The sequence below is a fragment of the Longimicrobiaceae bacterium genome (assembly GCA_035696245.1).
Lineage (GTDB): Bacteria > Gemmatimonadota > Gemmatimonadetes > Longimicrobiales > Longimicrobiaceae > DASRQW01.
Genome location: DASRQW010000029.1, coordinates 1 through 21956, shown reverse-complemented (window position 1 = coordinate 21956; position 21956 = coordinate 1). Strand labels below are relative to the sequence as shown.

The window sequence follows — 21956 nt, the reverse complement described above, 5'->3', positions numbered from 1 at the left end:
AAGGGACGATGGAACAGAGCTACACGCCGCCGGTGAGCGCGCTGCTGGAGCTGGGCGGAGCGCACGACGCCGAGCGTTCCGCCGAGTCGCTGGGCATCGGGGGCGAGCACCTGCCGGAGCTGTTGCGGATGGCCGTGGACGACGCGCTTTTCTCGGAGAGCGACGTCGAGGACGAGGGGATGGAGACCGGCGGCGCGGACTTCTGGGGGCCCGTCCACGCGTGGCGCATCCTGGGGGAGCTGGGCGCGCCCGAGGCCGTTCCCGTGCTGCTGGACGCGCTGGTGCGCTACCACGAGAGCGACTACCCGGCCGAGGTGATCCCGCTGGCGCTGGGCCGCATCGGGGCCGCGGCGCTGGAGCCCGCCAGGCAGGTGCTGTTCGACGATGGGATCGCGGACGACGACTTCGTGCAGGCCGCTGCGGGCGACGCGCTGGTCGAGATCGCGCGGGCCCACCCCGACCTGCGCGCCGAGGTGGTCGCCGCGCTCACGGCCAAGCTGGAGTTGTACGAGACGAACGAGGTGGTCGTGAGCTCGATCGTCGCCAGCCACCTGATGGACCTGCGGGCAGCCGAGGCCATGCCCCTGATCGAGACCGTGTACGGGGCTCGCGGCATCGACCCGGTCGTCACCGGCGACCTGGAGGACATCGAGATCGCGATGGGGCTGCGCAAGGAGCGGACGGTTCCGCGCCGTCCTCTCTTCCCGGTCTTCCCGATGCGCGAGCCAGGCGGCGCGGACGACTTCGGGTCGGGCGGGACGGGGTGGCAGCGCACCTCCCCGCGCGAGGCGGAGAAGGCCAAGCGGAAGAAGAAGGCCGAGAAGCAGGCGCGGAAGAAGAACAAGAAGCGGAAGAAGTAGGCCGCCCGAGCACCTTCACGTAACCGAGGGAGACGATGCTGCCCACCACCATAGACGGCGTGATCGCGCGGCTGGACGCGATCGTGGACGACTGCGAGCGCCGGGGCGACCGGCTGGGCTACTTCGCCGCGCTGTACGGCCGCGTCACCCGTGCCGTCCGCGACGGCATCGCCGCCGGCCGCTTCCAGGACGGGCCGCGCATGGAGCGGCTCGACGTGACGTTCGCCTGCCGCTACCTCGACGCGTACGACACGCACGCGCGCGGCGGCCGGCCCACGCACGCATGGGCGCAGGCCTTCGCCGCCGCGGCGGACGACGACCACATCGTGCTCCAGCACCTGATGATCGGCATGAACGCCCACATCGACCTGGACCTGGGCATCGCCGCCGCGCGCACCTGCCCGGGCGCCGCGCTCGCTGGGCTGCGGGGCGACTTCGACCGCATCAACGACATCCTGGCCGCGCTCACGCCCATCGTGGAGCACGAGATCGACGAGGAGTCGCCCGGCTTCCGCGTGCTCACCTCGTGCGCGCAGGCGCTGGAGCTGAAGCTCGCGGGCGTGGGCATGCGCGGCGCGCGCGACCTGGCCTGGCGTCTCGCCACCGAGCTGGCGCCGCTCGGCCCCGAGCAGCAGGAGTGGGTGATCGGCGTGCGCGACCTGGAAGCCGTCGCGCTGGGCGAGGCCGTGCTCTGCCCCGGCCCGCTCGTGTACGCCATCCGCTCGTGCGAGAGCCGCGACGTGCGCCACAACATCCGCGTCCTCGCGCAGGGCGAGCAGACGCACCCGCGCATGCCTGCCCACGCCGCGAACGACCCCGCCTTCCAATCGTTCGCCGCGCCCAGCCTCGCGTAGTCAGACGCGGATCGACGGGCGGTTCGTAGATGAGAAGCCGTCCGGCCGGAGAGTCGGGCCGACGCTCGAGGGACGGTAGAAGGAGTGCTGTCCGTCCGCGTCGGCGGGACGTTCGGAGGCGGGTCGGTAGATGTAGGGCTAGACGGCCGCGAGGTGCGGCTCGTGGTGGCAGGCGTAGCAGACCAGCTTGTGCGGCAGGCCGATGCGGGCGCCCGGCTTGATGAGCAGCGCCGCGCCGCACGCCGGGCACTCGCCGCGGAAGCTCTGGACCGCGTACCGCCCGCGCCACGTGCGGAAGGCGAACGCCCCGCCCAGCATTCCCGGCAGCGACGCCACGAACGGGTCGAACGTGAACGCCAGCGTCGCCGCCGTCCCGCCGATCCACGCCACGAGCGCGGCGGCGGTGCGGAGCATCCACGCGGTGCGGCCCTGGCGCGTCACCACCAGCCGTGCGGGGCGGCGGCCGTACCCGGCTAGCACCGTCCAGGCGCGCTCCGGCGGGCGGGGCGGGGCTTCGTTGGCGTTCACCGCGGCCTCCGGTCGCTGGGTGGCGTGGCGCGCGTGGACCCTCCCACGCTCACCAAAGCTGCCGGGAGATGGAAACCGCGGGGATCGGGACCTCTCCGCGACCGCCGTGGGGCATCGCCCCACCCGACGCCGCGCATCCGCCGGACGCCGGGCGCGGGATTTCTGAGGATGCGCATCCGACGACTCGTCTCCCGCCTTGCGGCTCGCCGCCGGGCGTGCGAGAATCGCATCCGCCGCGCGTCCGCCGTTCATCTCCCGAAGACGGAAGATGCGCTCGCGGCGACCCCGCCGGTCCACATCTCCCGAGAACCCACGCGACATGCCCCACGCGGCACTTCCCTCCGACGGACGCTACCTGGCCGGACGGCACGCGGTGGTCACCGGCGGCGGGCGCGGCATCGGCGCGGCGGTGGCGGAGGAGCTGGCGCGGCTGGGCGCGAACGTCACGCTCATGGGCCGCACGCGCGAGAGCGTAAGCGCGGGCGCGGCGGCGCTGCGCGAGCGCTGGGGCGTTGAGGCGCGCGCGCAGGTGTGCGACGTGGCCGACGAGGCGTCGGTGGAGCGCGCCTTCGCCGCCGCGCGCGAGGTGCTGGGCGACCCGCACGTGCTGGTGAACAACGCGGGCCAGGCGGACAGCGCGCCCTTCGCCCAGATGCCGCGCGAGCAGTGGGACCGCATGCTGGCGGTGAACCTGACCGGCACTTATCTCTGTACGCGCCAGGTGCTGCCGGCCATGGAGGCCGCGCGCGCCGGCCGCATCGTCAACGTCGCCTCCACCGCCGGATTGCGCGGCTACCCGAAGACGGCGGCGTACTGCGCGGCCAAGCACGGCGTGATCGGCCTCACGCGCGCGCTGGCGCTGGAGACGGCCAAGCTGGGCATCACCGTCAACGCCGTCTGCCCCGGCTACACGGACACCGACATGGCCCGCGCCGCCATGGACGGCCTGGTCGCCGCCCTCGGCAAGACGCGCGACGAGGCGCTGAAGATGCTCACGCGCATCAACCCGCGCGGCACGCTGATCGAGCCGGAAGAGGTCGCCGCCGCCGTCGCGTGGCTGTGCAGCCCCGCCGCCAGCGCCGTCACCGGCCAGGCCCTCGCCGTCGCCGGCGGCGAAGTGATGCCGGGGTGATGCGGGAGACGCGGACGAGGTCGATGCCCAAGCCCGGCGGTTGAAACCGCGGCAACGACCGCGCAAAGTCCGCCTTCGCGGACTAACCCCGATGCATCCGTCTGCACCCGCACCGTCCGAAACGCACCGAACCCCCAACCCTCTCCCGCTTGCGGGGGAGGGTGCGAGCCTAAGCGAAGCGGGAGGGGGCATCTCCCTCCGTCGCGCACATCCCCCGGAGCCCCGCCGCATGACCACACGCATCGCCGCCGCCGATCTGAGCCCCGTGCACTTCGGCTGGCGGGTGAGCGGCAAGGTGGGCGTGGTCACGCTGGACCGGCCGGAGCGCAAGAACCCGCTCACCTTCGAGAGCTACGGCGAGCTGCGCGACCACTTCCGCCAGCTCTCGTTCGCCACGGACGTGAAGGTCGTGGTCGTGACCGGGGCGGGCGGCAACTTCTGCTCGGGCGGCGACGTACACGACATCATCGGTCCGCTCGTGAAGATGAAGGACGAGGGGCGGATGGACGACCTGCTCGCCTTCACCCGCATGACCGGCGACCTAGTGAAGGCCATGCGCGGCTGCCCCCAGCCCATCGTGGCCGCCATCGACGGTGTGTGCGTGGGCGCGGGCGCCATCGTGGCGATGTCGAGCGACCTGCGGCTGGGCACCGCCCGCAGCAAGGTCGCCTTCCTCTTCACCAAGGTCGGCCTGTCCGGCGCGGACATGGGCGCGTGCGCCATCCTGCCGCGCATCATCGGCCAGGGTCGCGCGAGCGAGCTGCTGTACACGGGGCGGACGATGATGGGCGACGAGGCCGAGCGCTGGGGCTTCTTCAACCGCATCTGCGAGCCGGACGCGGTGCTGGACGACGCGCTCTCCCTCGCCGCCGAGCTGGCCGCGGGCCCCACGTTCGCGCACGGTATCACCAAGCGCTGCCTGCACCAGGAGTGGTCGATGGGCGTGGACGAGGCGATCGAGGCCGAAGCGCAGGCGCAGGCCATCTGCATGCAGACCGAGGACTTCGCCCGCGCCTTCCGCGCGTTCGCGGCCAGGGAGAAGCCCGTCTTCCAGGGCACCTGATCGTGCCAGACCGCACCTACCTGTCCTGGCCCTTCTTCGACGACGCCCACCGCGCCCTCTCCGCCCGCCTCTCCGCCTGGACCGCCGCCGAGCTCCCCGGCCACCCGTCTGCCGAAGCCGCCCCGCCCGCTCGACGCCCGGAATCTTCCCCCGCCGTGGACCAGACTCCCCTCCCCCAGGCAGTTTTGGGGGAGGGGCTGGGGGAGGGGGCCTCCACCGCCTCCGTCGACACCCACTGCCGCTCCCTCGTCCGCCGCCTGGGCGATGCCGGCTGGCTGCGCTACACCGTTCCCGCGGCGTACGGCGGCGCGACCGAGCGGCTGGAGGTGCGCTCCCTCTGCCTCGCGCGCGAGACGCTGGCGTACGCGGACGGGCTGGCGGACTTCGCCTTCGCCATGCAGGGCCTCGGCACGGGCCCCATCTCGCTGTTCGGGTCGGAAGATGCGAAGCGGCGCTACCTCCCGCCCGTCGCGCGCGGCGACGCCATCGCCGCCTTCGCGCTGTCCGAGGCGGACGCGGGCAGCGACGTCGCCGCGATGCGGACCACGGCGCGGCGGGTGGACGGCGGCTACGTGATCGACGGCGAGAAGACGTGGATCTCCAACGGCGGCATCGCGGACCACTACGTCGTCTTCTGCCGCTTCCCCGAGGCAGGCGAGCGCGGGTTCGCGGCCTTCGTGGTCGGCGCGGACAACCCCGGCCTGGCCGTCACGCATCGCATAAACGTCATCGCCCCGCATCCCCTCGCCACGCTGCGGTTCGACGGATGCCGCGTAGACCGTGACGCGCTGGTCGGAGCCGAGGGCGCGGGGATGAAGGTCGCGCTGGGGACGCTGGACGTCTTCCGCTCCACCGTCGGCGCGGCTGCTCTCGGCTTCGCGCGCCGGGCGCTCGATGAGGCGGTCGGGTGGACGCGGACGCGGCAGGCGTTCGGCAAGCCGCTCAGCGACTTCCAGCTCACGCAGGCGAAGCTGGCCGAGATGGCGCTCGCGGTGGACACCAGCGCGTTGCTCGTGTACCGTGCCGCGTGGACGCGCGACACCGGCGCCGAGCGCGTGACCCGCGAGGCCGCCATGGCCAAGCTCCACGCCACCGAGAGCGCCCAGCAGGTGATCGACGCCGCCGTGCAGCTCTTCGGCGGGCGCGGCGTGGTCTCCGGCGCCACGGTGGAGAAGCTGTACCGCGAGATCCGCGCGCTCCGCATCTACGAAGGCACCACCGAGGTGCAGAAGCTCGTCATCGCCGGCCAGCTTCTCGCCGCCGCGGAGCGCGAGGACGCTGGGGCTGGAGGGTGAGGCTCGCAGGAGGGCAGGGGAGACGAACGGCGGCGGAAGAACGCCCGCCGATGTTGAGACGAGAGGAGGGACGATGACGAAGTCGCGCTGGGGCTGGTTGGGCGGATGGGCGCTGGCCGTGCTGCTGGTGGTGGTGATGGGCAACGTGGCCGCCGCGCGCTTGCTGCGCGGGCCCGAGGTGGCGTTCCCGCCCGTGGGGCGCGTCACCCGCCTGCTGGTGATCGGCGCGGGCGGGAAGGACACGCTGCGCGACGTGCGCGAGCCAGCCGAGATCGCGCGCGTGCTCTCGTTCGTGGACGCGCGGCGGACGTCGTGGACGGCACCCTGGTACGGCGTGCCCGTGCCCCGCGTGCGTGCCGAGCTGTACGACGGCGGCACCTTCAAGGGCAGCTTCGGCGTGGGCCCCAACTTCTTCGAGACCGTGCGGCAGGGCGCCTTCGTCTCCCGTCCGGCGGGGCGCCCGGAGGTGGACAGCATCCTCGGCCTCCTCCGCGTCCCGCCCGAGGCGATGAAGGCCCGCCGCCCGTCATCCGACGCGCAGCAGCATTGACGTCGTCTGCCCGACCGTCCGCTCGCGATGCAAGCCCGCTCGCTCGTGTCGTGGCGCTGGGTGACGCGGAGGCTCGGCATCGCCAGCCCGCCATGACGCCGTGACCGCGCGGTCGTGGTGGACGCTCGCCGTCGCGGTGGTGTTCTCGCTGGGGCTCATCGCGATCAACCGTGTTCTCGACGGCCCGCCGATCACGCTCTCGCGCATCGAGGGAGCGGACCGCGTGGAGGTGATCGGCGGCGGAGCGGTTCGCCGCGTGGTGCGCGAGACGCGCGACCCGGCCGAGATCGCGCCGCTGGTGCGTTTCGCCAACGAGCGGCTCACCGGCTGGAACCAGGTTCGCTTCGCCACCGAGCCGTCGCCCCCGGCATTGGCGAGGTTCTACCGTGGTGGCACGTACCTGGGCCACGTTGGCGCCCTCGAGAACGAGCTCACCGGCGATCGTGCGACTCAGGGCTTCGTGCTGCGCTCCGCGGACGCGGGTGAGGTCACGGCATTGCTGAAGCTGCTCGGCGTCGCCAGGGATTCGCTCCGGACATCACCCGCGGAGCCCGGCGCGAGAGACGACGGGCCGCGTACACGGGAGACGCCGTGACGCCCCTCCACACCAGCGATCCCATCATGCTCCCGTCCGCGCCCACCGCGCACCTCGACACCTTCGCGCGCGACCACCTGCCGCCGCGAGATCAGTGGCCGGTGATGGACTACTCCGGCCTGCCAGAGCTGTCGTATCCGCCGCGCCTGAACTGCGCGGCGGAGCTGCTGGACCGCATGGCGCAGGGCGAGGGCGGCCACCGGACCGCGCTCGTCTTCCCCGGCGGGCGGTGGTCGTACCGCGAGCTGCTGGAGACGGCGAACCGCGTGGCCCACGTGCTGCGCGACGACCTGGGCCTCGTGCCCGGCAACCGCGTGCTGCTGCGGGGGCCCAACAACCCGTGGATGGTTGCGTGCTGGTTCGCCGTGCTCAAGGCGGGCGGCATCGCCGTCGCGACCATGCCGCTGCTGCGCCGCCGCGAGCTTTCCGCCATCCTCGACAAGGCGCAGATCGGCATCGCGCTCACCGATCACCGACTGACGGAGGAGCTGGACGCGGCGCGATCCGCATCTCCCGTCCTGCGCACCGTCGCGGCGTTCGGCGGCGGGGGAGAGGGGTCGCTGGAGGCGATGGCAGCGGGGAAGCCGGCGGAGTTCGACAACGTGGACACCGCGGCGGACGACGTAGCGCTCATCGCCTTCACGTCCGGCACCACGGGGCAGGCGAAGGGCACCGTGCACTTCCACCGCGACGTGCTGGCGTGCTGCGACTGCTTTCCGCCGCACGTGCTCCGCGCATCTCCCGAAGACCTGTTCTGCGGATCACCGCCGCTCGCGTTCACGTACGGCCTGGGCGGCATCCTCCTCTTCCCCATGCGCATCGGCGCGGCCACGCTGCTGCTGGAGAACGCGTCGCCGCCCAACCTGGTGGCGGGCATCGCCGGGCACCGCGCGACGGTGGTCTTCACCGCGCCCACCGCGTACCGGGCGATGGTGGACATGGTCGCCGCACACGACCTCTCCAGCCTGCGCAAGTGCGTCTCTGCCGGCGAGCCGCTGCCCGCCGCGACCTTCGAAGCGTGGCGCGCCGCCACCGGCCTGGGCATCATCGATGGCATCGGGTCCACGGAGATGCTGCACATCTTCATCAGCTCTTCGGGAGATGACATCCGGCCCGGATCGACCGGGCGCGCGGTGCCGGGCTACCGCGCGCGCATCGTGGACGACGCCGGGAACGAGGTGCCGCCGGGCACCATCGGCCGTCTGGCCGTGCAGGGGCCCACCGGGTGCCGCTACCTGGACAACGAGGAGCGGCAGCGCGCGTACGTGCAGAACGGCTGGAACCTGACCGGCGACGCGTACCGCATGGACGAGGACGGCTACTTCTGGTACCAGGCGCGCGGCGACGACATGATCATCTCGTCCGGCTACAACATCGCCGGGCCCGAGGTGGAGAACGCGCTGCTAGACCACCCCGCGGTGCTGGAGTGCGGCGTGGTGGGCGTGCCGGACATGGAGCGTGGCCAGGTCGTCAAGGCGTTCGTCGTATTGCGCGACGGAACGGAGGAGACGGCGGCGACGGTGAAGGAGCTGCAGGACTGGGTGAAAGGGCAGATCGCGCCGTACAAGTACCCGCGGCAGGTGGAGTTCGTGAGCGAGCTTCCGCGCACTCCCACCGGCAAGCTCCAGCGCTTCCGCCTGCGGGAGAAGCAGCCGTGACGGAACGGGAGATGGAGATCCTGCATCCCGAAGGCTGGGCGCGCCCGAAAGGCTACGCAGACGGCGTGGGCGCCAGCGGGCGGATGGTCTTCGCCTCCGGCCAGATCGGCTGGAACCCGGCGACGGGAGAGTTCGAGACGGACGACTTCACGGCGCAGGTGGGTCAGGCGCTACGGAACGTGGCCGCCGTGCTCGCCGCGGGCGGCGCGGAGCCGCGCCACGTGGTCCGCCTCACGTGGTACATCACCGACCGCGAGGCCTACATGGCGGACGGGCGCGGCATCGGCGCGGCGTATCGCGAGGTCTTCGGAAAGCACTTTCCGGCGATGGCGGTGGTGGTCGTTGCGGGCCTGCTGGAGCCCCGCGCCAAGGTGGAGATCGAGGCGACGGCGGTGGTGCCGTGACGCGCCCGTCGCTCGACCGTGCGGCAAAGGCCGTATGGCTCGCCATCGGCGTGCTCGTGCTGGCCGGGCTCGTCGTCGGGACGGTGGCGAGCGTGGTCTCGTACGCCACCTCCGGTTCGGGAGATGCTGGGCCCGCGGCGAGCACGTCCGGCGCTAAGCCGGCGTCGGGAGATGCGGCGCCGCTCCGTGCCGCGCGCTTCGACGCGCCGCGGGCGATCCCCGGCACTGCGTGGCGCATGACCGAGGTCCGCCGCGCGGGCGGCGACGCGGAAGAGGATGCGTACAGTTCCCGCGGGCGTGTCCAGTCGGTGGTCAACGTCATCTTCCTCCCACCCGGAGGAGGCACTGGACGGCTCCTGCTCGACAGGCCCGCGTTCGTGGACGACGTCGGCCTCCCCGGCGCCGGCCCCGATTCCGCGCAGGCCTGGATCATCTACCATGTCACCTTTCGCGACACGAACGGCGACGGCCTGCTCACCGGCTCCGATTCCAGCACGGTCTACGTGAGCGGCCTGGACGGCTCGAACCTCCGCCGCGTCCTCCCCCCGCCATACGTCGTCCGCGCCGCCACCCCGCTCGCGCCGGGCCGCATACTCGTACTCGCCCTCGTCCCGTCCGCGGACCCGGATCTGCCGCAGGAACGCTGGCCCGAGCGCGCCTTCGTCTACGACGTCGCTACAGGCCGCGCCGAACCCTACGCCGCCCTCGACTCGCTCTCCGCCCGCGCCGCTAGCCTACTGCCGAAGTAGCTTCCCCGACGGATCACCTTCCGGCGATTCACGTCAGACGGAATGATCTCGATTGTTGTTGATGGCAATGGACGATGCGAAAAACGGCCCCGCTGAAATTGCGGGGCCGTTTCTCGTGGGCGAATCCGCGGATGCGTGACGAGTTCGCGGATGCGTAGCGTCGATTTCGGTCGTCTCGTCGTGGAGTTGCGCCCGAGCAGGCGGACGTCTGCGCATTCGTAAGCATCTCGGATGCGATGAATCGCACCCCTACAAGCCCAAGCAGTGTCGTGGGTTAGCAGCGCACTCGCAGCCGTGAGCCTTGCCGGTGCGACGCGCTTCCTCGAGCCGCCCACCCACGCAGCGCGCAGCGCGAGTCCCGCCAGCGCTACCGCAGCGAGGAGGCACACTCGACCCGCGCACCCTGCCGGCCGCGAAACCACCGTTCCCTCTCCCACGCAGTTTGTGGGAGAGGGCAGGCGAGTTTTACGAGCCGGGTGAGGGCCCCTTCCCCCCGCCCTGCGTCACACCGTAAGATGCGCATCATCGTCCGCCCCTCATCTACCGTGACTCGCACCCGGAGCCGCCCGCCATGACCACCGCCGCATTCCGCGAGAACGTAGTCGTGCTGACGGGCGCGTCCGCGGGCATCGGGCGCGAGATGGCGCACCAGCTCGCGGGCCAGGGCGCGTGGCTGGCGCTCGCCGCGCGCGAGCCGGAGCGGCTGGAAGCCGTGGCCGAGGAGTGCCGCATGATGGGCGGCCGCGCCATCGCCGTCCCCACCGACGTGGGTGACCAGGCGCAGTGCGCGGCCCTCGTGCAGCGCGCGGTGGACGAATTCGGGCGCGTGGACACGCTGATCAACAACGCGGGAATCGGCATGTGGGCGCCCTTCGACGAGGTGAGCGACCTGTCCGTGTTCGAGCGCATCATGCGCATCAACTACCTGGGCAGCCTGTTCTGCACCCACTACGTGCTGCCGCACCTGAAGCGCACCCGCGGCCGCATCGTGGGCATCGGCAGCCTGACGGCGAAGACGGGCGTGCCCACCCGCAGCGGCTACGCCGCCAGCAAGCACGCCATGGCGGGCTTCTTCGACTCCATACGCATCGAGCTGGACGGCACGGGCGTGACGGTGACGATGGTGCACCCCGGCTTCGTCGCCACGGAGATCCGCGAGCGCGCGTTCGGCGCCGACGGCAAGCCGCTGGGCCACGGCAACAGCCCCGTCCGCGAATCGGAGGTGATGACCGCGGAGACGTGCGCCCGCATCACCCTGGACGCCGCCGCGCGCCGCAAGCGCGAGGTGGTGATGACCGGCCGCGCCAAGCTGGGGATGTGGCTCAAGCTGCTCTCCCCCGGCACCGTGGACCGCATGGCCCGCAACGCCATCGAGAAAGGCAAGTGACTCCGCGCCGCTGCGCATCGTTGGCTTCGCGGTGGTTCACACTGGTAACCGCTTGGTTGCCCGCTTATTAGCCACAACACAGGTGCTATCACTATGGATCCAATTACTGTTTCAATATCAACAGGCCTAGTCGCAAATGGGCTGACCACTGTCATTGGCAGGGTCGCGAAATCCCTTCACGCTCAGACAAACCCTGGTGTCGAACAGGCTGTCGTACGCGCGAGACAAAAACTTGAACAGAATCCGGATAGAACGGCATCACAGTCACTTCAGACCGCGTGTACCCAAATCGCGCGCTCCAGGAAGTTCGATAGCATCGGACAGCCGAGAGAAATTGTTGACTTTCTATCTTCACCGGAGGTTGAGTCAGTTGTTCGGCAGATGTTCGCCGTAGAGTGGATGAGTGAGGAAGCCTACATGGCCGACCTGAGAACTCGTTTTGACCTTCTTGTACAACTACATTTCCACTTGGATGAGGAGCGTAAGAAGATACCATCAGGCGAGCTTTTCACCGCCATCCTTGAAGGTGTGCGGTATGCACTGAAAGTTGAAGTCGAATTAGGCTCCCTCGCGGCAGTTGATGCTCTGAACGCGGTGCGGACAAATATCCTTCGCGACGAGATACGCGCGATTAGTAAGAGTATTACTGCCCTCCGTCGAGAGACCCGAACCAGTTTGGAGGGAGTTCTGCAGTTCGAAGATAAATTTCGTAATGTGATGAATGCGCGCCATGGTGTTATTGTCCCACCCCACCTCAGCGGGGCTCAAAAGGTGAAATTGGACGACCTCTATGTCAGTCCTAGTTTCGTTGAACCCACAGAGCCGGAAGGGCGAGTCGTAGAGGCGCTCGGGATCCCGGAGATGCTGGGGCGTATGCATCGGACCGTGATCCTGGGAAATCCCGGAGGAGGAAAGTCCACGCTCGCCACTAAACTGTGCTTCAATTTATCGAAAGCTCCGGACGCAACTTCCTGTGGGGAGCGGGCGCCAACACCGATCCTCGTGGTCCTCAGGGAGTATGTCGCTGAGAAGACGAATCGCCAGTTATCTATATTGCAATATATTAGTGAGAACGCACGCTCCTCCTACCAGACAGATCCTCCCTCAGGTGCGTTTGAATACCTGCTTCTTAATGGCCGCGCCATCGTCATTTTCGATGGACTCGATGAACTTTTGGAGACGAATCAGCGACAGAAGGTAAGTGCTCAAGTGGAGTCGTTCTGTCACCTGTACCCAGCTACTCCGGTCATTGTGACGTCAAGGGAAGTAGGATACGAGCAAGCTCCCCTTGATCCGGGTGCGTTCGAAATATTCAAATTGGCGCCGTTCACCGAAGCTCAGGCGCAAGAATATGTCAGTAAATGGTTTATGCTTGAGGAGGAAGCCCGCCCAGAGCACGCGAGAAGAAAAATAACGGCGTTTTGGACGGAGAGTGCTTCGGTCCCTGATCTGCGGTCAAATCCCTTGATGTTGGGTTTGATGTGTACTATTTACCGAGCAGAGAATTACATTCCGATCAATCGTCCCGACGTTTATCGAAAATGCGCAGAAATGATGTTCGATAAGTGGGATCGGAAGCGTGAAATTCCGGTCCGTTTCCGATTCGAATCCGACTTCAGGCCCCCCCTAGCCTACTTGGCGTATTGGATTTACTCGAACGAGACTTTGCAAACGGGAGTCACTGAGGATCAACTGATTCTAAAGGCCGTTGATTACTTAGCCCCAAAGCGATTTGAGGATCGCGATGAGGCTGAAGCATATGCACGCGATTTTGTTGAGTACTGTCGAGGAAGAGCATGGGTCTTCACCAATACTGGGAGCAATGGACAAGGAGTTGAGCTGTATCAATTTACGCACCGGACATTTCTTGAATACTTTGCGGCTCTGTATTTGAACCGTACTCACGAGACGGCTGATGCTTTAGCCGAAGTATTGCTGCCCAAGCTAGCGCGGCGAGAGTGGGACATGGTTTCTCAATTAGCTTTCCAAATCAAGAATAGCGAAGCCGAGGGTGGTGGGGATCGGTTGCTGGCAAGAGTGCTTGCTGAGACCCAGAAAGATTCCGACGTAGAGTCTTGGTCCCTACTTTCTTTCGCTGCTCGGTGCTTGGAATTTTTGGTACCAAGCCCTCCCACTACACGGGCCATTGCGAAGTACTCCGCGGAGCGCGTAATCACACAACTCGCTACCAACTCGGAGTTCTTGACGCCGAATGCGAATAGTGAGGTTGAATCGGAAAATAAACTCATTTTGGACATCCTCATGGGTCTCATCTGGGTTGCACCCGAGAATCGGCCTGGAGTCTCGGCTGGTCTAAAAGAGGCGATACTCGAAGCGAACACCCTTGATGATGATCAGATGATAATCGCTAGTTTCGAAGTTGGTTTACCGATGGGAATGGTATTGCGGCCGCACCTTCAGAGTGGCATCCCGAGTTCTGGTCCGGCAGAGCATTTTGTGAATTTTTCTGAGCAGGTAGCAAATACCTATGAACAACAAATCGTCCGTCTTAGCCAGAGTGATTTCAACACTGCTTATGATGCATGCCTCCGTGGTCAGATTACGCCAGAGCAGATGAACCGGTGGCAAGGGGGACGATCTTTTAGCAGACAGCGACATTACAGGGCTTACGGGAGCGGGAGGGTTTCTCTCACTGCACTGGCTGCGTTGTGGGCGTTATCCTCCGTCCACGGAAGCGGCTACCTTGATGGTGTGATGCGCGGTATCCTTCGAATAATGGAGCAAGTCATCAGTGAATATAGTCTGTGGGGGATTACTCATTTTGGTGTTATTCTCACATGGGCAGGAGGGATGAAATGGAGGTCGCCGCATCCCATCCGTAGTGACTTGAGTGGAGAGGAATTGTATGGATTATTCCTGGTATTGGCCTACGAAATCGAAAATCCAGACGTACGGCGGGAAGCACAACGCTGCTGGGAAGTAGCGGCGTGGAGAGGGGTGCCGTTTGGTAATTTAATTGAGAGTCGGATGAACGGAGGGGCGGTTACCCTCGATGAGCGCCTTCCTCTGCTCTGGAATGCAGAGCAGATTGCAACGGCGGTCAACTGGGCGACCCAAGATATCAACTTCGCTCGGCCTGGTTCAGGAAGATGAGCGTTGTTAGTTGAGGCCCCCTAACGGACGACAGACCTTTGATGGGCTATCGCCGTGCTAGCTTACTTCACGTGACCTCTCGGCGTACATCTCCTCGATCTCGGACCGGTAGCGCTCTTCGACCGCGCGGCGCTTGACCTTGAGCGTGGGGGTGAGGAGGCCGTCGGCGATGGAGAACTCTTCGGCGATGAGGGTGATCTTCTTCGGCAGCTCGTAGCGCGCGAAACCGTGCAGGCGGCCGACCGTCTCGCGCTCCAGCAGCTCGCGCACGCGCGGGTCGCGCACGAGCGTCTGCGCGTCGGCCGCGGCGATGCCCTGCGACTTGGCCCACGGGCGCAGGTTCTCGAAGTCGGGGACCACGAGCATGCTGGGGAAGGCGCGCCGGTCGCCGATCATCACCACCTGCGCGACGAAGGGTGAGAGCGCGGCCACGTTCTCCATCGGCTGCGGCGCCACGTTCTTGCCGCCGGCGGTGACGATCAGGTTCTTGATGCGGTCGGTGATGCGCAGGTAGCCGTCGCCGTCGATCTCCCCGACGTCGCCGGTGTGGAACCAGCCGTCCGGGTCGATGGCGTCCGCCGTGGCCTGCGGGTCGTTCCAGTAGCCGCGCATCACGTTGGGCCCGCGCGCCAGGATCTCGCCGCCGTCGCCGATGCGCAGCTCCACGCCGGGGATCGCGGGGCCCACGGTGCCCAGCCGCGTCGCCTCGGGGACGTTCACCGTCAGCACCGGCGACGTCTCCGTAAGCCCGTAGCCCTCGTACACGGGCACGCCCGCGGCGAAGAAGAAGCGCGCGATGTCTGCCGCCAGCGGGGCGCTGCCGGAGCGAAAGATGCGCATCCTCCCGCCCAGCCTTGCCCGCAGCTTGGAGAACACCAGCTGGTCCGCCAGCCGGTATCGAATCGACAGCGTCCCGCCCGGCTCGCGCCCCGTCATCCGCTCGTCCACCACCCGCGCGCCCACCGCCACCGCCCACCGCGCGATGCGGCCTTTCAGCCCCGGCGCGCCGGTGACCTTCGCGTACACCTTCTCGAACATGCGGGGGACGGAGACGGCGACCGTGGGCCGCACCGCCGCGAAGTCGTCGATCACCGTCTCCATGCTGCGCGCGTAGGCGATGCAGATGCCGGCGTCCCAGAACCAGTAGTCCGCCATCCGCTCGAAGATGTGCGACAGCGGCAGGAACGACAGCGCCACGTCGTCCGCCCGCACTTCCATGGCGTTCTGCTGCGCGCACGACGCTACGTTCGATGCGATGTTGAAGTGCGTCAGCATCACGCCCTTCGGCAGCCCCGTCGTCCCGCTCGTGTAGATGAGCGTCGCCAGGTCGTCCGGCTTGGCGCGCGCCGCCATCGCGCGGAAATCCTCCGCCCGGCCTGCGTCGATCTCCCGCTGTCCCACCTCGATCACGTCCTCCAGCCGCAGCATGCCTGCCGCGCCCTCCGGATCGTCGAACGCCACCGCTTCGGCCAGTTCCGGCAGCTCGCCGCGCAACGCCGCGACCTTCGCCGCTTGCTCCGCGGTGGAGACGAAAACGGCGCGCGCGCCCGAGTCGCGGAGGATGTAGAGCACCTGGTTGGGCGGCAGCGTGGGGTACACGGGCACGCCCACCGCGCCCATCCCCAGGATCGCATAGTCCGCCAGCGCCCACTCCGCGCGCGTCTCGGAGACGATCGCGACCCGGTCGCCCGCGCGCACGCCGATGGAGCCCAGCCAAGCCGCGATCGCCGCCACGCGCCGCTCCGCCTCCGCGTGCGACAGCGTCTGCCACCGCCCGTCGCGGTGGAAGCGCAGCGCCTCCGCCCGCCCGAAGCGGTCCACCGCGCCCACGAAGATCTTCGGGATCGTGTCGCGCTCCACCGGCAGCAATGGAGTCACGGGAGCGGTCGCGCGGACGGATGCGGACGGGGCCGGTTGCGTGGAGACGGGCATGGGCCTCCTGCGGGCGGGATCGGGGAGATGCGGGGGGAAGATGCGGCAAGGGGCGGCGCGGACGCCGCCCCCGGTGTGGCGAGAAGGGATTCAGTCGCGTTCGACCGAGTGCCCTTCGTACATGCCTTCGATCAGGTCCTTGTACTGCGCCTCCACGGCTTTGCGGCGGATGGACAGCTTGGGCGTGAGCGTCCCCGCGTCGATGCTGAACTCCTCCGGGATCACCGCGATTTTCTTGGGCAGCTCGTAGCGCGCGAACTCGCCCAGGCGGCTCAGCGCCTCCTTCTCCAGCAGCGCGTTCACCCGCGGGTCGGCCGCCAGCTCCGCCCGGTCCGTCGTGGCGATACCCTGCGCCGCTGCCCACGGCAGCAGCGCCTCGAAGTCAGGGACGATGAGCATGCTGGGGAAGGCGCGCCGGTCGCCCATCATCACCACCTGCGCGACGTACGGAGAGAGCGCGACCAGGTTCTCCATGGGCTGCGGTGCGATGTTCTTTCCGCCCGCGGTGACGATCAGGTTCTTGATGCGGTCGGTGATGCGCAGGTAGCCGTCGCCGTCCAGCTCGCCGACGTCGCCCGTGTGGAACCAGCCGTCTGCGTCAATGGTCTCGGCCGTGGCCGCATCGTTCTTCCAGTAGCCCTTCATGATGTTGGGGCCGCGCGACAGGATCTCGCCGTCGTCGCCGATGCGGACCTCCGCGCCCGGGATGGGGAGGCCCACCGTGCCCAGCCGCCACGCCTTCGCGCCGTTCACCGCGATCACGGGCGACGTCTCGGTCAGCCCGTAGCCCTCGTACACGGGCAGGCCCGCGGCGAAGAAGAACTTGGCGATGTCCGGCGAGAGCGGTGCGCCGCCGGAGATGAAGACGCGCATCTTCCCGCCCGTCCTCTCCCGCAGCTTGGAGAAGACGAGCTTGTCGGCCAGCTTGTACTGCATCGCCAGCGCGCCTGCGGGCGTGCGGCCGGCGACGCGCTCGTCCACCACGCGGCCGCCCACGCGCACGGCCCAGTGCGCGATCTTGCCCTTCAGGCCGGGCGAGCCGGTGACGCGCGAGTAGATCTTCTCGAAGAGGCGGGGGACGGAGACGGCCACGCTCGGCCGCACCTCGCCGAAGTTGTCGACGACCTTGTCGAAGCTCTCCGCGTACGCGATGCCGATGCCCGTGTCCCAGTACCAGTAGCTCACCATCCGCTCGTACACGTGCGACAGCGGCAGGAACGACAGCGCCACGTCGCCCTTCTCCGGCGTGAGCACGTCGTGCTGCTGGCTGGCGGCCACGTTCGACGCCAGGTTCCAGTGCGTGAGCATCACGCCCTTGGGGTTGCCCGTGGTGCCCGACGTGTAGATGAGCGTGGCCACGTCGTCGCGCTGAACCTGCTGCGCGCGCTCGCGGAAGCTGCCGGCGCGGCCTTCGTCCATCGCCCGTCGGCCGCCCTCCAGCACGTCCGCGAACTTCTGCGCGCCGGGCAGCGAGCCTGGGTCCTCGAAGGCGATGACCTGCTCCAGCGCAGGCAGCTCGCCGCGGATCTCCGCGATCTTCGCCAGCTGCGTGCGGTTTGAGACGAAGACGGCTTTCGCCCCGCAGTCGTTGAGGATGTAGGCGATCTGGTTCGCGGGCAGCGTGGGGTAGATGGGCACGTCGATGGCGCCCATGCCCGTCACCGCGTAATCGGTGATCGCCCACTCCGGCCGGTTCTCGCTGAGGATCGCCACGCGGTCGCCCGCAACGATGCCGCTGGCCGCCAGCGCCGCCGCCAGCCGCGTCACCCGCTCCTCCACCTCGCGGTGCGCGATGGGCTTCCACTCGCCGCCCGTCTTGTACGCCAGCGCGTCCGGCCGCCGGAAGCGGTCCACACCGCCCAGGAAGATCTTGGGGATCGTGTCGCGCTCCACCGGCCGCAGAGGGACCAGGCGGGACTGCTTGAGCGTCTGCGAGGCGGTCGCCATCGGGGGCATCCCTGTGCGGTGTGGCGGAAGGCGCGGAGCCGTTCGATGTCCGCCGGAAGATTCGGACGAGCGCACGAACGGAAACAAACGGGAATATGGACCGCTCCGCACCCGAAGACAAGAAGATGCGGCGACGCGTAACCGTCCACACGCTCGCCGTCTCCCCCATCCTCGGTCCGAGGGGAATGACCCAGGGCAGGCAAGAACGGATCTCACGCGGAGGCGCGAAGACGCGGAGAACAACTCGCTGTCCCGCCGTTCTCCGCGTACTCCGCGTCTCCGCGTGAGCCCGCCGTTCAGGGGGAAACGAAGAGAGAGCGGACGCCGGGGCGCCCGCTCTCTCATCTATCGTCCTACGCCAATCGGTCCGAAGCTTACGCCTCGGCGCCAGCGCGGCAGTGCTGCTCGAAGGCGGCCTTGAGGTCGGCGGCGATCTGGTCGGCCGTGCGCCCCTCGATCTGGTGGCGCTCCAGCATGAACGCCACGTCGCCGTCCTTCATCAGCGCGATCTGCGGCGACGAGGGCGCGTAGCCGTGGAAGTAGCTGCGGGCCTTCTGCGTGGCCTCCAGGTCCTGGCCGGCGAACACCGTGGTGATGTTCTGCGGAAGCGCCTCGCTCTGGAGCGCCTGCGCCACCGCCGGGCGGGCGTTGCGCGCCGCGCAGCCGCACACCGAGTTCACCACCACCAGCGTGGTGCCGTCCGCCTGCCCGAGCACCTCGTCCACCTCGTCCGCCGTACGCATCTCGCGCACGCCAAGCCGGGTCAGCTCCTGGCGCATGGGGGCTACGAGCCGTTCATCGTAAGGCATCTATCCGTGCTCCGCTCTGGGGTTCCGGGAACGATCCTGCATCCATGAACGAATGATACACGCGACTTCGGGAAAGTTCTACCGCGCGTTCGGAACCCAGGGCACGTCGCCCACGCCCGCTCGCCGGTTCGCCAGCCGCGCCAGCGTGAAAAGCAGGTCCGAGAGGCGGTTGAGGTAGCGCACCATCTCGCCCGGCACCGCCGCCTCGTGCGACAGGTGCACCACGCGCCGCTCCGCCCGCCGGCACACGGTGCGAGCCAGGTGCAGCGACGCCGCGGCCGCCGTGCCGCCGGGGAGGATGAAGCTCTTCAGCGGCTCCATCTCCGTCTCCGCCGCGTCGATCCAGCGCTCCATGGCCTCGATGCCGCCCTCGCGCAGCGCGGGGATGTGCGCGTTCTCGCGGCCGCCGTCTTCCGGGCGCGGGGTGGCGAGGTTGGCGCCGACAGTGAACAGCTCCGCCTGGATCCCGCGCAGCCCCGCCACGATCTCGCCCGCGCCCTCCGCCTCCAGCTGCGCGCAGGTGACGCCGAGGAGCGAGTTCAGCTCGTCCACGTCGCCGTACGCCTCCACGCGCGCGTGGTCCTTGGGTACGCGCTGCCCGCCGAACAGGCCGGTCTCGCCCCGGTCGCCCGTCTTGGTGTAGATCTTCATCCGCCTTGCCCAGTAACGGGTTCCAGGGCGCTCGCCGCCGCGCGGCCCAGCGTCCACTCCAGCCAAAGCAGCCGGCGCATCACCTTGCGCGGCGTCCATTCTTCGCCCTCCAGCTCCAGCCGGTTGCCGCGCATCTCCGGCGGCATGGCCGTGAAGACCTGCACCGCCAGCGCGAGCGAGGTGTCCAGCCGCCCCAGCGTGCTTTCCGGCACCTCCGCCATGGGCGACGCGCCCAGCCGCGACAGCGTCCACCACCCCGCCCGCGCCAGCTCCTCCAGGATCCCGCGCGCCGTCCACCCGCCCTCGCTCTCCGCGTCGAGGATCGCGGCCGGTTGGCGACGGACTCGCGCCAGCACCCGTCCGCGCAAGTCGCCCAGCAGCCGCAGTCCGCGGTCGATCTCTTCCGCCGACAGCGCCGCCAGGTCCGCCGCGAAGCACGCCGTCGTCTCGCCGCCCGCCACGTCCGCGTCCGTCGAGATCCACTCGTCGACCGCGATCTCCAGCTCCGCGCCCGCGCCCGGCACCGGCTCGCCGGCGGATGCGAGGAAGCGCAGCCACTCGTGCAGCGTGTGCTCGAACGCAGCAACCGCATCCTCCGCCGTGTCCCCGAACGCCGCGCACCCCGGCAGGTCGAGCCCGTGCGCCAGCATCGCACCGTCCGGCCCCTGCTCCAGCCCCACCGAAAACCGCGTCCTCGCCTCAGCCATCTATCTCCCTGTCCACATCAAGTCAGAGTCACAAAACAACCTACGGACGATGCGATCCGTCGCCCCGCACGCTGCGGAATCGCGATGAGTCCCAAGCACGTGAGATGCGCATCCCCCGAAACGCCGGGCATCGTCAGCCCTCACAAAAGCCAACCCTCTCCCACGCAGTTTGTGGGGGAGGGTGCGAGCCTAAGCGAGCGGGAGGGGGCACCCATCCACCGCGTCCTCCAGCACTTCCAGCGTCCCCGCGTCCGCATCCAGACGCGCCCGCACGCCGAGCGGAAGCGTCAGGTTGTCGTCCACGTGTCCGAACGGAAAGCCGAGCGCCACCGGCACCCCGAGGCTTCCCAGCCGTTCCCGCAGCACCTCCTCCGGCGTGGGGATGCCCCCGTGGCCCACGTCCGGGCTCTCGGTGAAGGCGCCGAGCGCGATGCCCGCGACCTCGTCGAACACGCCGGCAAGCTGAAGCTGGGTGAGCAGCCGATCCAGCCGGTACGACGCCTCGCCGACCTCTTCCAGGAACAGGATCGCCCCTCGCGCATCGACGGCGTACGGCGTCCCTAGCGTCGCGGCGATGAGCGCGAGGTTGCCGCCGACGAGCCGTCCCTCCGCCACGCCAGGTGCCAGCGTGTCCGCGCGGTCCGCGTCGCCGCCAGGGAAGGGGAGGATGCCGGCCGGCGACGCATCCGTCAGCACTCGCCGGAGACCGGCAGCCGAGAAGTCCGTCATCTCCGCGGCCGCCGGGTGCGGGCCGTGGAAGGAGACGATCCCGCGCCGCTGCATTCCCAGGTGCAGCGCGGTGTTGTCGCTGAAGCCGATCAGCGCACGGGGGCGGGCCGCCATCGCGTCCCAGTCCACGTCGGGGAGGATGCGCATCACGCCGTAGCCGCCGCGCAGCAGCCAGATCGCGTCGTTGTCCGGCGAGCGCAGGGCGTCGTTCAGGTCCGCCGCGCGCTCGTCGTCCGTCCCGGCGAGGTAGCCCGTCCGGCGCTCGGCGAAGCGCCCCACGAGCGGCTCCCAGCCCCACGCGCGCACCCGCTCGGCCGCGCGAGCCACCGCGCCTTCCGCGAGCGGGCCCGCGGGGGCGACCAGCGACACGCGCGCACCCGGCCGCAGCGCGGGCGGGCGGACCATCGGCCGATCCACATCTCCGGAACGCGATTCGCCGGTCACAGGCCGAACGGGAGCTTGGTGGTCAGCCGCCGGATGTCGTTGATCTGCTCCAGCACGGACTTGTCCGCCTTCGCCTCGCCCGTGGGCGCCGGCGCGGGAAGCGAGCCCAGCAGGTCGCGCACGTCCAGGATCGCCTCCAGGTACAGCTGGTCGCGCCGGAACGCGAAGTCCAGCTTGCGCATCTCCGCCGCGTCTGCGGCCGCAGATGCGTGGCCGTACGCCTCGCGATACAGCGCTTCGAGGTTCCCGACGATCTGGTCCCGCGGACGCGGCACGGCACTCTCCCGGAGTTCGGAGGTTCACGGAAACGAGCCGCAAGATACCCGTCTCCGCTCGCCGGGACAACGCGCCGCCGCACCCCCGACGGCCAACGGATTCGGTAGATGCGCAGGCTTGCGTCGCGAACGTCATCCCCCCGATCCAAGGTCCTGAAGGCAGGCGGCAGACGATCTGAAGCGGACGGTGCGGAAGATCGATGGGCTCGGCGGATGCGCGGCTTCGGTACAGATCAGAGGATGGGCTGATGCGCGGCTTCCGGGCGCGTCCGC

General features: G+C 68.7%; 20 protein-coding genes. 12 read left to right on the top strand and 8 right to left on the bottom strand.

Translation table 11 applies throughout. The features are described 5' to 3' along the window. Positions 1–8: 8 nt before the first annotated feature. Together VFE05_01195 and VFE05_01190 are read left to right on the top strand one after the other, a co-directional pair. Positions 9–860: a hypothetical protein gene (locus tag VFE05_01195; GenBank protein ID HET6228659.1), complete on the top strand. Its 852-nt coding sequence runs from the start codon at positions 9–11 to the stop codon at positions 858–860. A 35-nt stretch (positions 861–895) separates the two neighbouring features. Beyond that, positions 896–1714: a DUF5995 family protein gene (locus tag VFE05_01190; protein ID HET6228658.1), complete on the top strand. Its 819-nt coding sequence runs from the start codon at positions 896–898 to the stop codon at positions 1712–1714. A 138-nt stretch (positions 1715–1852) separates the two neighbouring features. Here the strand turns inward: VFE05_01190 and VFE05_01185 are convergent, their stop codons facing one another. Then, on the bottom strand, positions 1853–2242 hold the full coding sequence (locus tag VFE05_01185; protein ID HET6228657.1) for a hypothetical protein: 390 nt from the start codon (positions 2240–2242) through the stop codon (positions 1853–1855). 319 nt (positions 2243–2561) lie between these two features. Between VFE05_01185 and VFE05_01180 the strand changes: the two genes are divergently transcribed. From VFE05_01180 to VFE05_01135, 10 genes are all read left to right on the top strand, one after another. Further along, positions 2562–3374, top strand: a complete 813-nt coding sequence (locus VFE05_01180) for an SDR family NAD(P)-dependent oxidoreductase (protein ID HET6228656.1) — start codon at positions 2562–2564, stop codon at positions 3372–3374. Positions 3375–3603: 229 nt separating this feature from the next. Continuing rightward, entirely contained in the window at positions 3604–4437 is an 834-nt protein-coding gene (locus VFE05_01175) for an enoyl-CoA hydratase family protein (protein ID HET6228655.1), read from the top strand. A 2-nt stretch (positions 4438–4439) separates the two neighbouring features. Next, positions 4440–5732: an acyl-CoA dehydrogenase family protein gene (locus VFE05_01170; GenBank protein HET6228654.1), complete on the top strand. Its 1293-nt coding sequence runs from the start codon at positions 4440–4442 to the stop codon at positions 5730–5732. 73 nt (positions 5733–5805) lie between these two features. Next, positions 5806–6282 (top strand): hypothetical protein, encoded by a 477-nt coding sequence (locus VFE05_01165; protein ID HET6228653.1) that lies wholly within the window; start codon positions 5806–5808, stop codon positions 6280–6282. Between the two features lie 100 nt (positions 6283–6382). Continuing rightward, positions 6383–6877, top strand: a complete 495-nt coding sequence (locus tag VFE05_01160; GenBank protein ID HET6228652.1) for a hypothetical protein — start codon at positions 6383–6385, stop codon at positions 6875–6877. Further along, the gene (locus VFE05_01155; GenBank protein HET6228651.1) at positions 6874–8535 is read left to right on the top strand and encodes a benzoate-CoA ligase family protein; all 1662 of its coding nucleotides are present in this window, start codon (positions 6874–6876) and stop codon (positions 8533–8535) included. Before VFE05_01160 ends, VFE05_01155 begins: the two co-directional genes overlap by 4 nt. Next, a complete protein-coding gene (locus VFE05_01150) occupies positions 8532–8939 on the top strand; it encodes a RidA family protein (GenBank protein ID HET6228650.1) in 408 nt (135 codons plus the stop codon). Before VFE05_01155 ends, VFE05_01150 begins: the two co-directional genes overlap by 4 nt. After that, on the top strand, positions 8936–9688 hold the full coding sequence (locus tag VFE05_01145; protein ID HET6228649.1) for a hypothetical protein: 753 nt from the start codon (positions 8936–8938) through the stop codon (positions 9686–9688). Before VFE05_01150 ends, VFE05_01145 begins: the two co-directional genes overlap by 4 nt. Positions 9689–10259: 571 nt before the next feature. Then, on the top strand, positions 10260–11075 hold the full coding sequence (locus VFE05_01140) for an SDR family oxidoreductase (protein HET6228648.1): 816 nt from the start codon (positions 10260–10262) through the stop codon (positions 11073–11075). 417 nt (positions 11076–11492) lie between these two features. Further along, complete coding sequence (locus VFE05_01135) at positions 11493–14189, top strand: NACHT domain-containing protein (GenBank protein ID HET6228647.1); 2697 nt, start codon at positions 11493–11495, stop codon at positions 14187–14189. A 57-nt stretch (positions 14190–14246) separates the two neighbouring features. Here the strand turns inward: VFE05_01135 and VFE05_01130 are convergent, their stop codons facing one another. From VFE05_01130 to VFE05_01100, 7 genes are all read right to left on the bottom strand, one after another. After that, entirely contained in the window at positions 14247–16121 is a 1875-nt protein-coding gene (locus tag VFE05_01130; GenBank protein ID HET6228646.1) for a long-chain fatty acid--CoA ligase, read from the bottom strand. Positions 16122–16211: 90 nt separating this feature from the next. Then, positions 16212–18068 (bottom strand): long-chain fatty acid--CoA ligase, encoded by a 1857-nt coding sequence (locus VFE05_01125; GenBank protein HET6228645.1) that lies wholly within the window; start codon positions 18066–18068, stop codon positions 16212–16214. Positions 18069–18442: 374 nt separating this feature from the next. Continuing rightward, positions 18443–18877: a BrxA/BrxB family bacilliredoxin gene (locus tag VFE05_01120; GenBank protein ID HET6228644.1), complete on the bottom strand. Its 435-nt coding sequence runs from the start codon at positions 18875–18877 to the stop codon at positions 18443–18445. A gap of 78 nt (positions 18878–18955) precedes the next feature. After that, positions 18956–19528, bottom strand: a complete 573-nt coding sequence (locus VFE05_01115; protein ID HET6228643.1) for a cob(I)yrinic acid a,c-diamide adenosyltransferase — start codon at positions 19526–19528, stop codon at positions 18956–18958. Beyond that, the gene (locus tag VFE05_01110) at positions 19525–20235 is read right to left on the bottom strand and encodes a type II toxin-antitoxin system HicB family antitoxin (GenBank protein ID HET6228642.1); all 711 of its coding nucleotides are present in this window, start codon (positions 20233–20235) and stop codon (positions 19525–19527) included. Before VFE05_01110 ends, VFE05_01115 begins: the two co-directional genes overlap by 4 nt. A gap of 189 nt (positions 20236–20424) precedes the next feature. Continuing rightward, positions 20425–21369, bottom strand: a complete 945-nt coding sequence (locus VFE05_01105) for an LD-carboxypeptidase (protein HET6228641.1) — start codon at positions 21367–21369, stop codon at positions 20425–20427. 35 nt (positions 21370–21404) lie between these two features. Further along, positions 21405–21683, bottom strand: a complete 279-nt coding sequence (locus tag VFE05_01100) for a hypothetical protein (protein HET6228640.1) — start codon at positions 21681–21683, stop codon at positions 21405–21407. Positions 21684–21956: the final 273 nt, after the last annotated feature.

Coding starts and splice junctions, on each gene's coding strand:
- VFE05_01195 (HET6228659.1), top strand. CDS start 9: ATGGAACAGAGCTACACGCCGCCGGTGAGCGCGCTGCTGGAGCTGGGC.
- VFE05_01190 (HET6228658.1), top strand. CDS start 896: ATGCTGCCCACCACCATAGACGGCGTGATCGCGCGGCTGGACGCGATC.
- VFE05_01180 (HET6228656.1), top strand. CDS start 2,562: ATGCCCCACGCGGCACTTCCCTCCGACGGACGCTACCTGGCCGGACGG.
- VFE05_01175 (HET6228655.1), top strand. CDS start 3,604: ATGACCACACGCATCGCCGCCGCCGATCTGAGCCCCGTGCACTTCGGC.
- VFE05_01165 (HET6228653.1), top strand. CDS start 5,806: ATGACGAAGTCGCGCTGGGGCTGGTTGGGCGGATGGGCGCTGGCCGTG.
- VFE05_01140 (HET6228648.1), top strand. CDS start 10,260: ATGACCACCGCCGCATTCCGCGAGAACGTAGTCGTGCTGACGGGCGCG.
- VFE05_01135 (HET6228647.1), top strand. CDS start 11,493: ATGGCCGACCTGAGAACTCGTTTTGACCTTCTTGTACAACTACATTTC.
- VFE05_01130 (HET6228646.1), bottom strand. CDS start 16,121: ATGCCCGTCTCCACGCAACCGGCCCCGTCCGCATCCGTCCGCGCGACC.
- VFE05_01125 (HET6228645.1), bottom strand. CDS start 18,068: ATGGCGACCGCCTCGCAGACGCTCAAGCAGTCCCGCCTGGTCCCTCTG.
- VFE05_01120 (HET6228644.1), bottom strand. CDS start 18,877: ATGCCTTACGATGAACGGCTCGTAGCCCCCATGCGCCAGGAGCTGACC.
- VFE05_01115 (HET6228643.1), bottom strand. CDS start 19,528: ATGAAGATCTACACCAAGACGGGCGACCGGGGCGAGACCGGCCTGTTC.
- VFE05_01110 (HET6228642.1), bottom strand. CDS start 20,235: ATGGCTGAGGCGAGGACGCGGTTTTCGGTGGGGCTGGAGCAGGGGCCG.
- VFE05_01105 (HET6228641.1), bottom strand. CDS start 21,369: ATGGTCCGCCCGCCCGCGCTGCGGCCGGGTGCGCGCGTGTCGCTGGTC.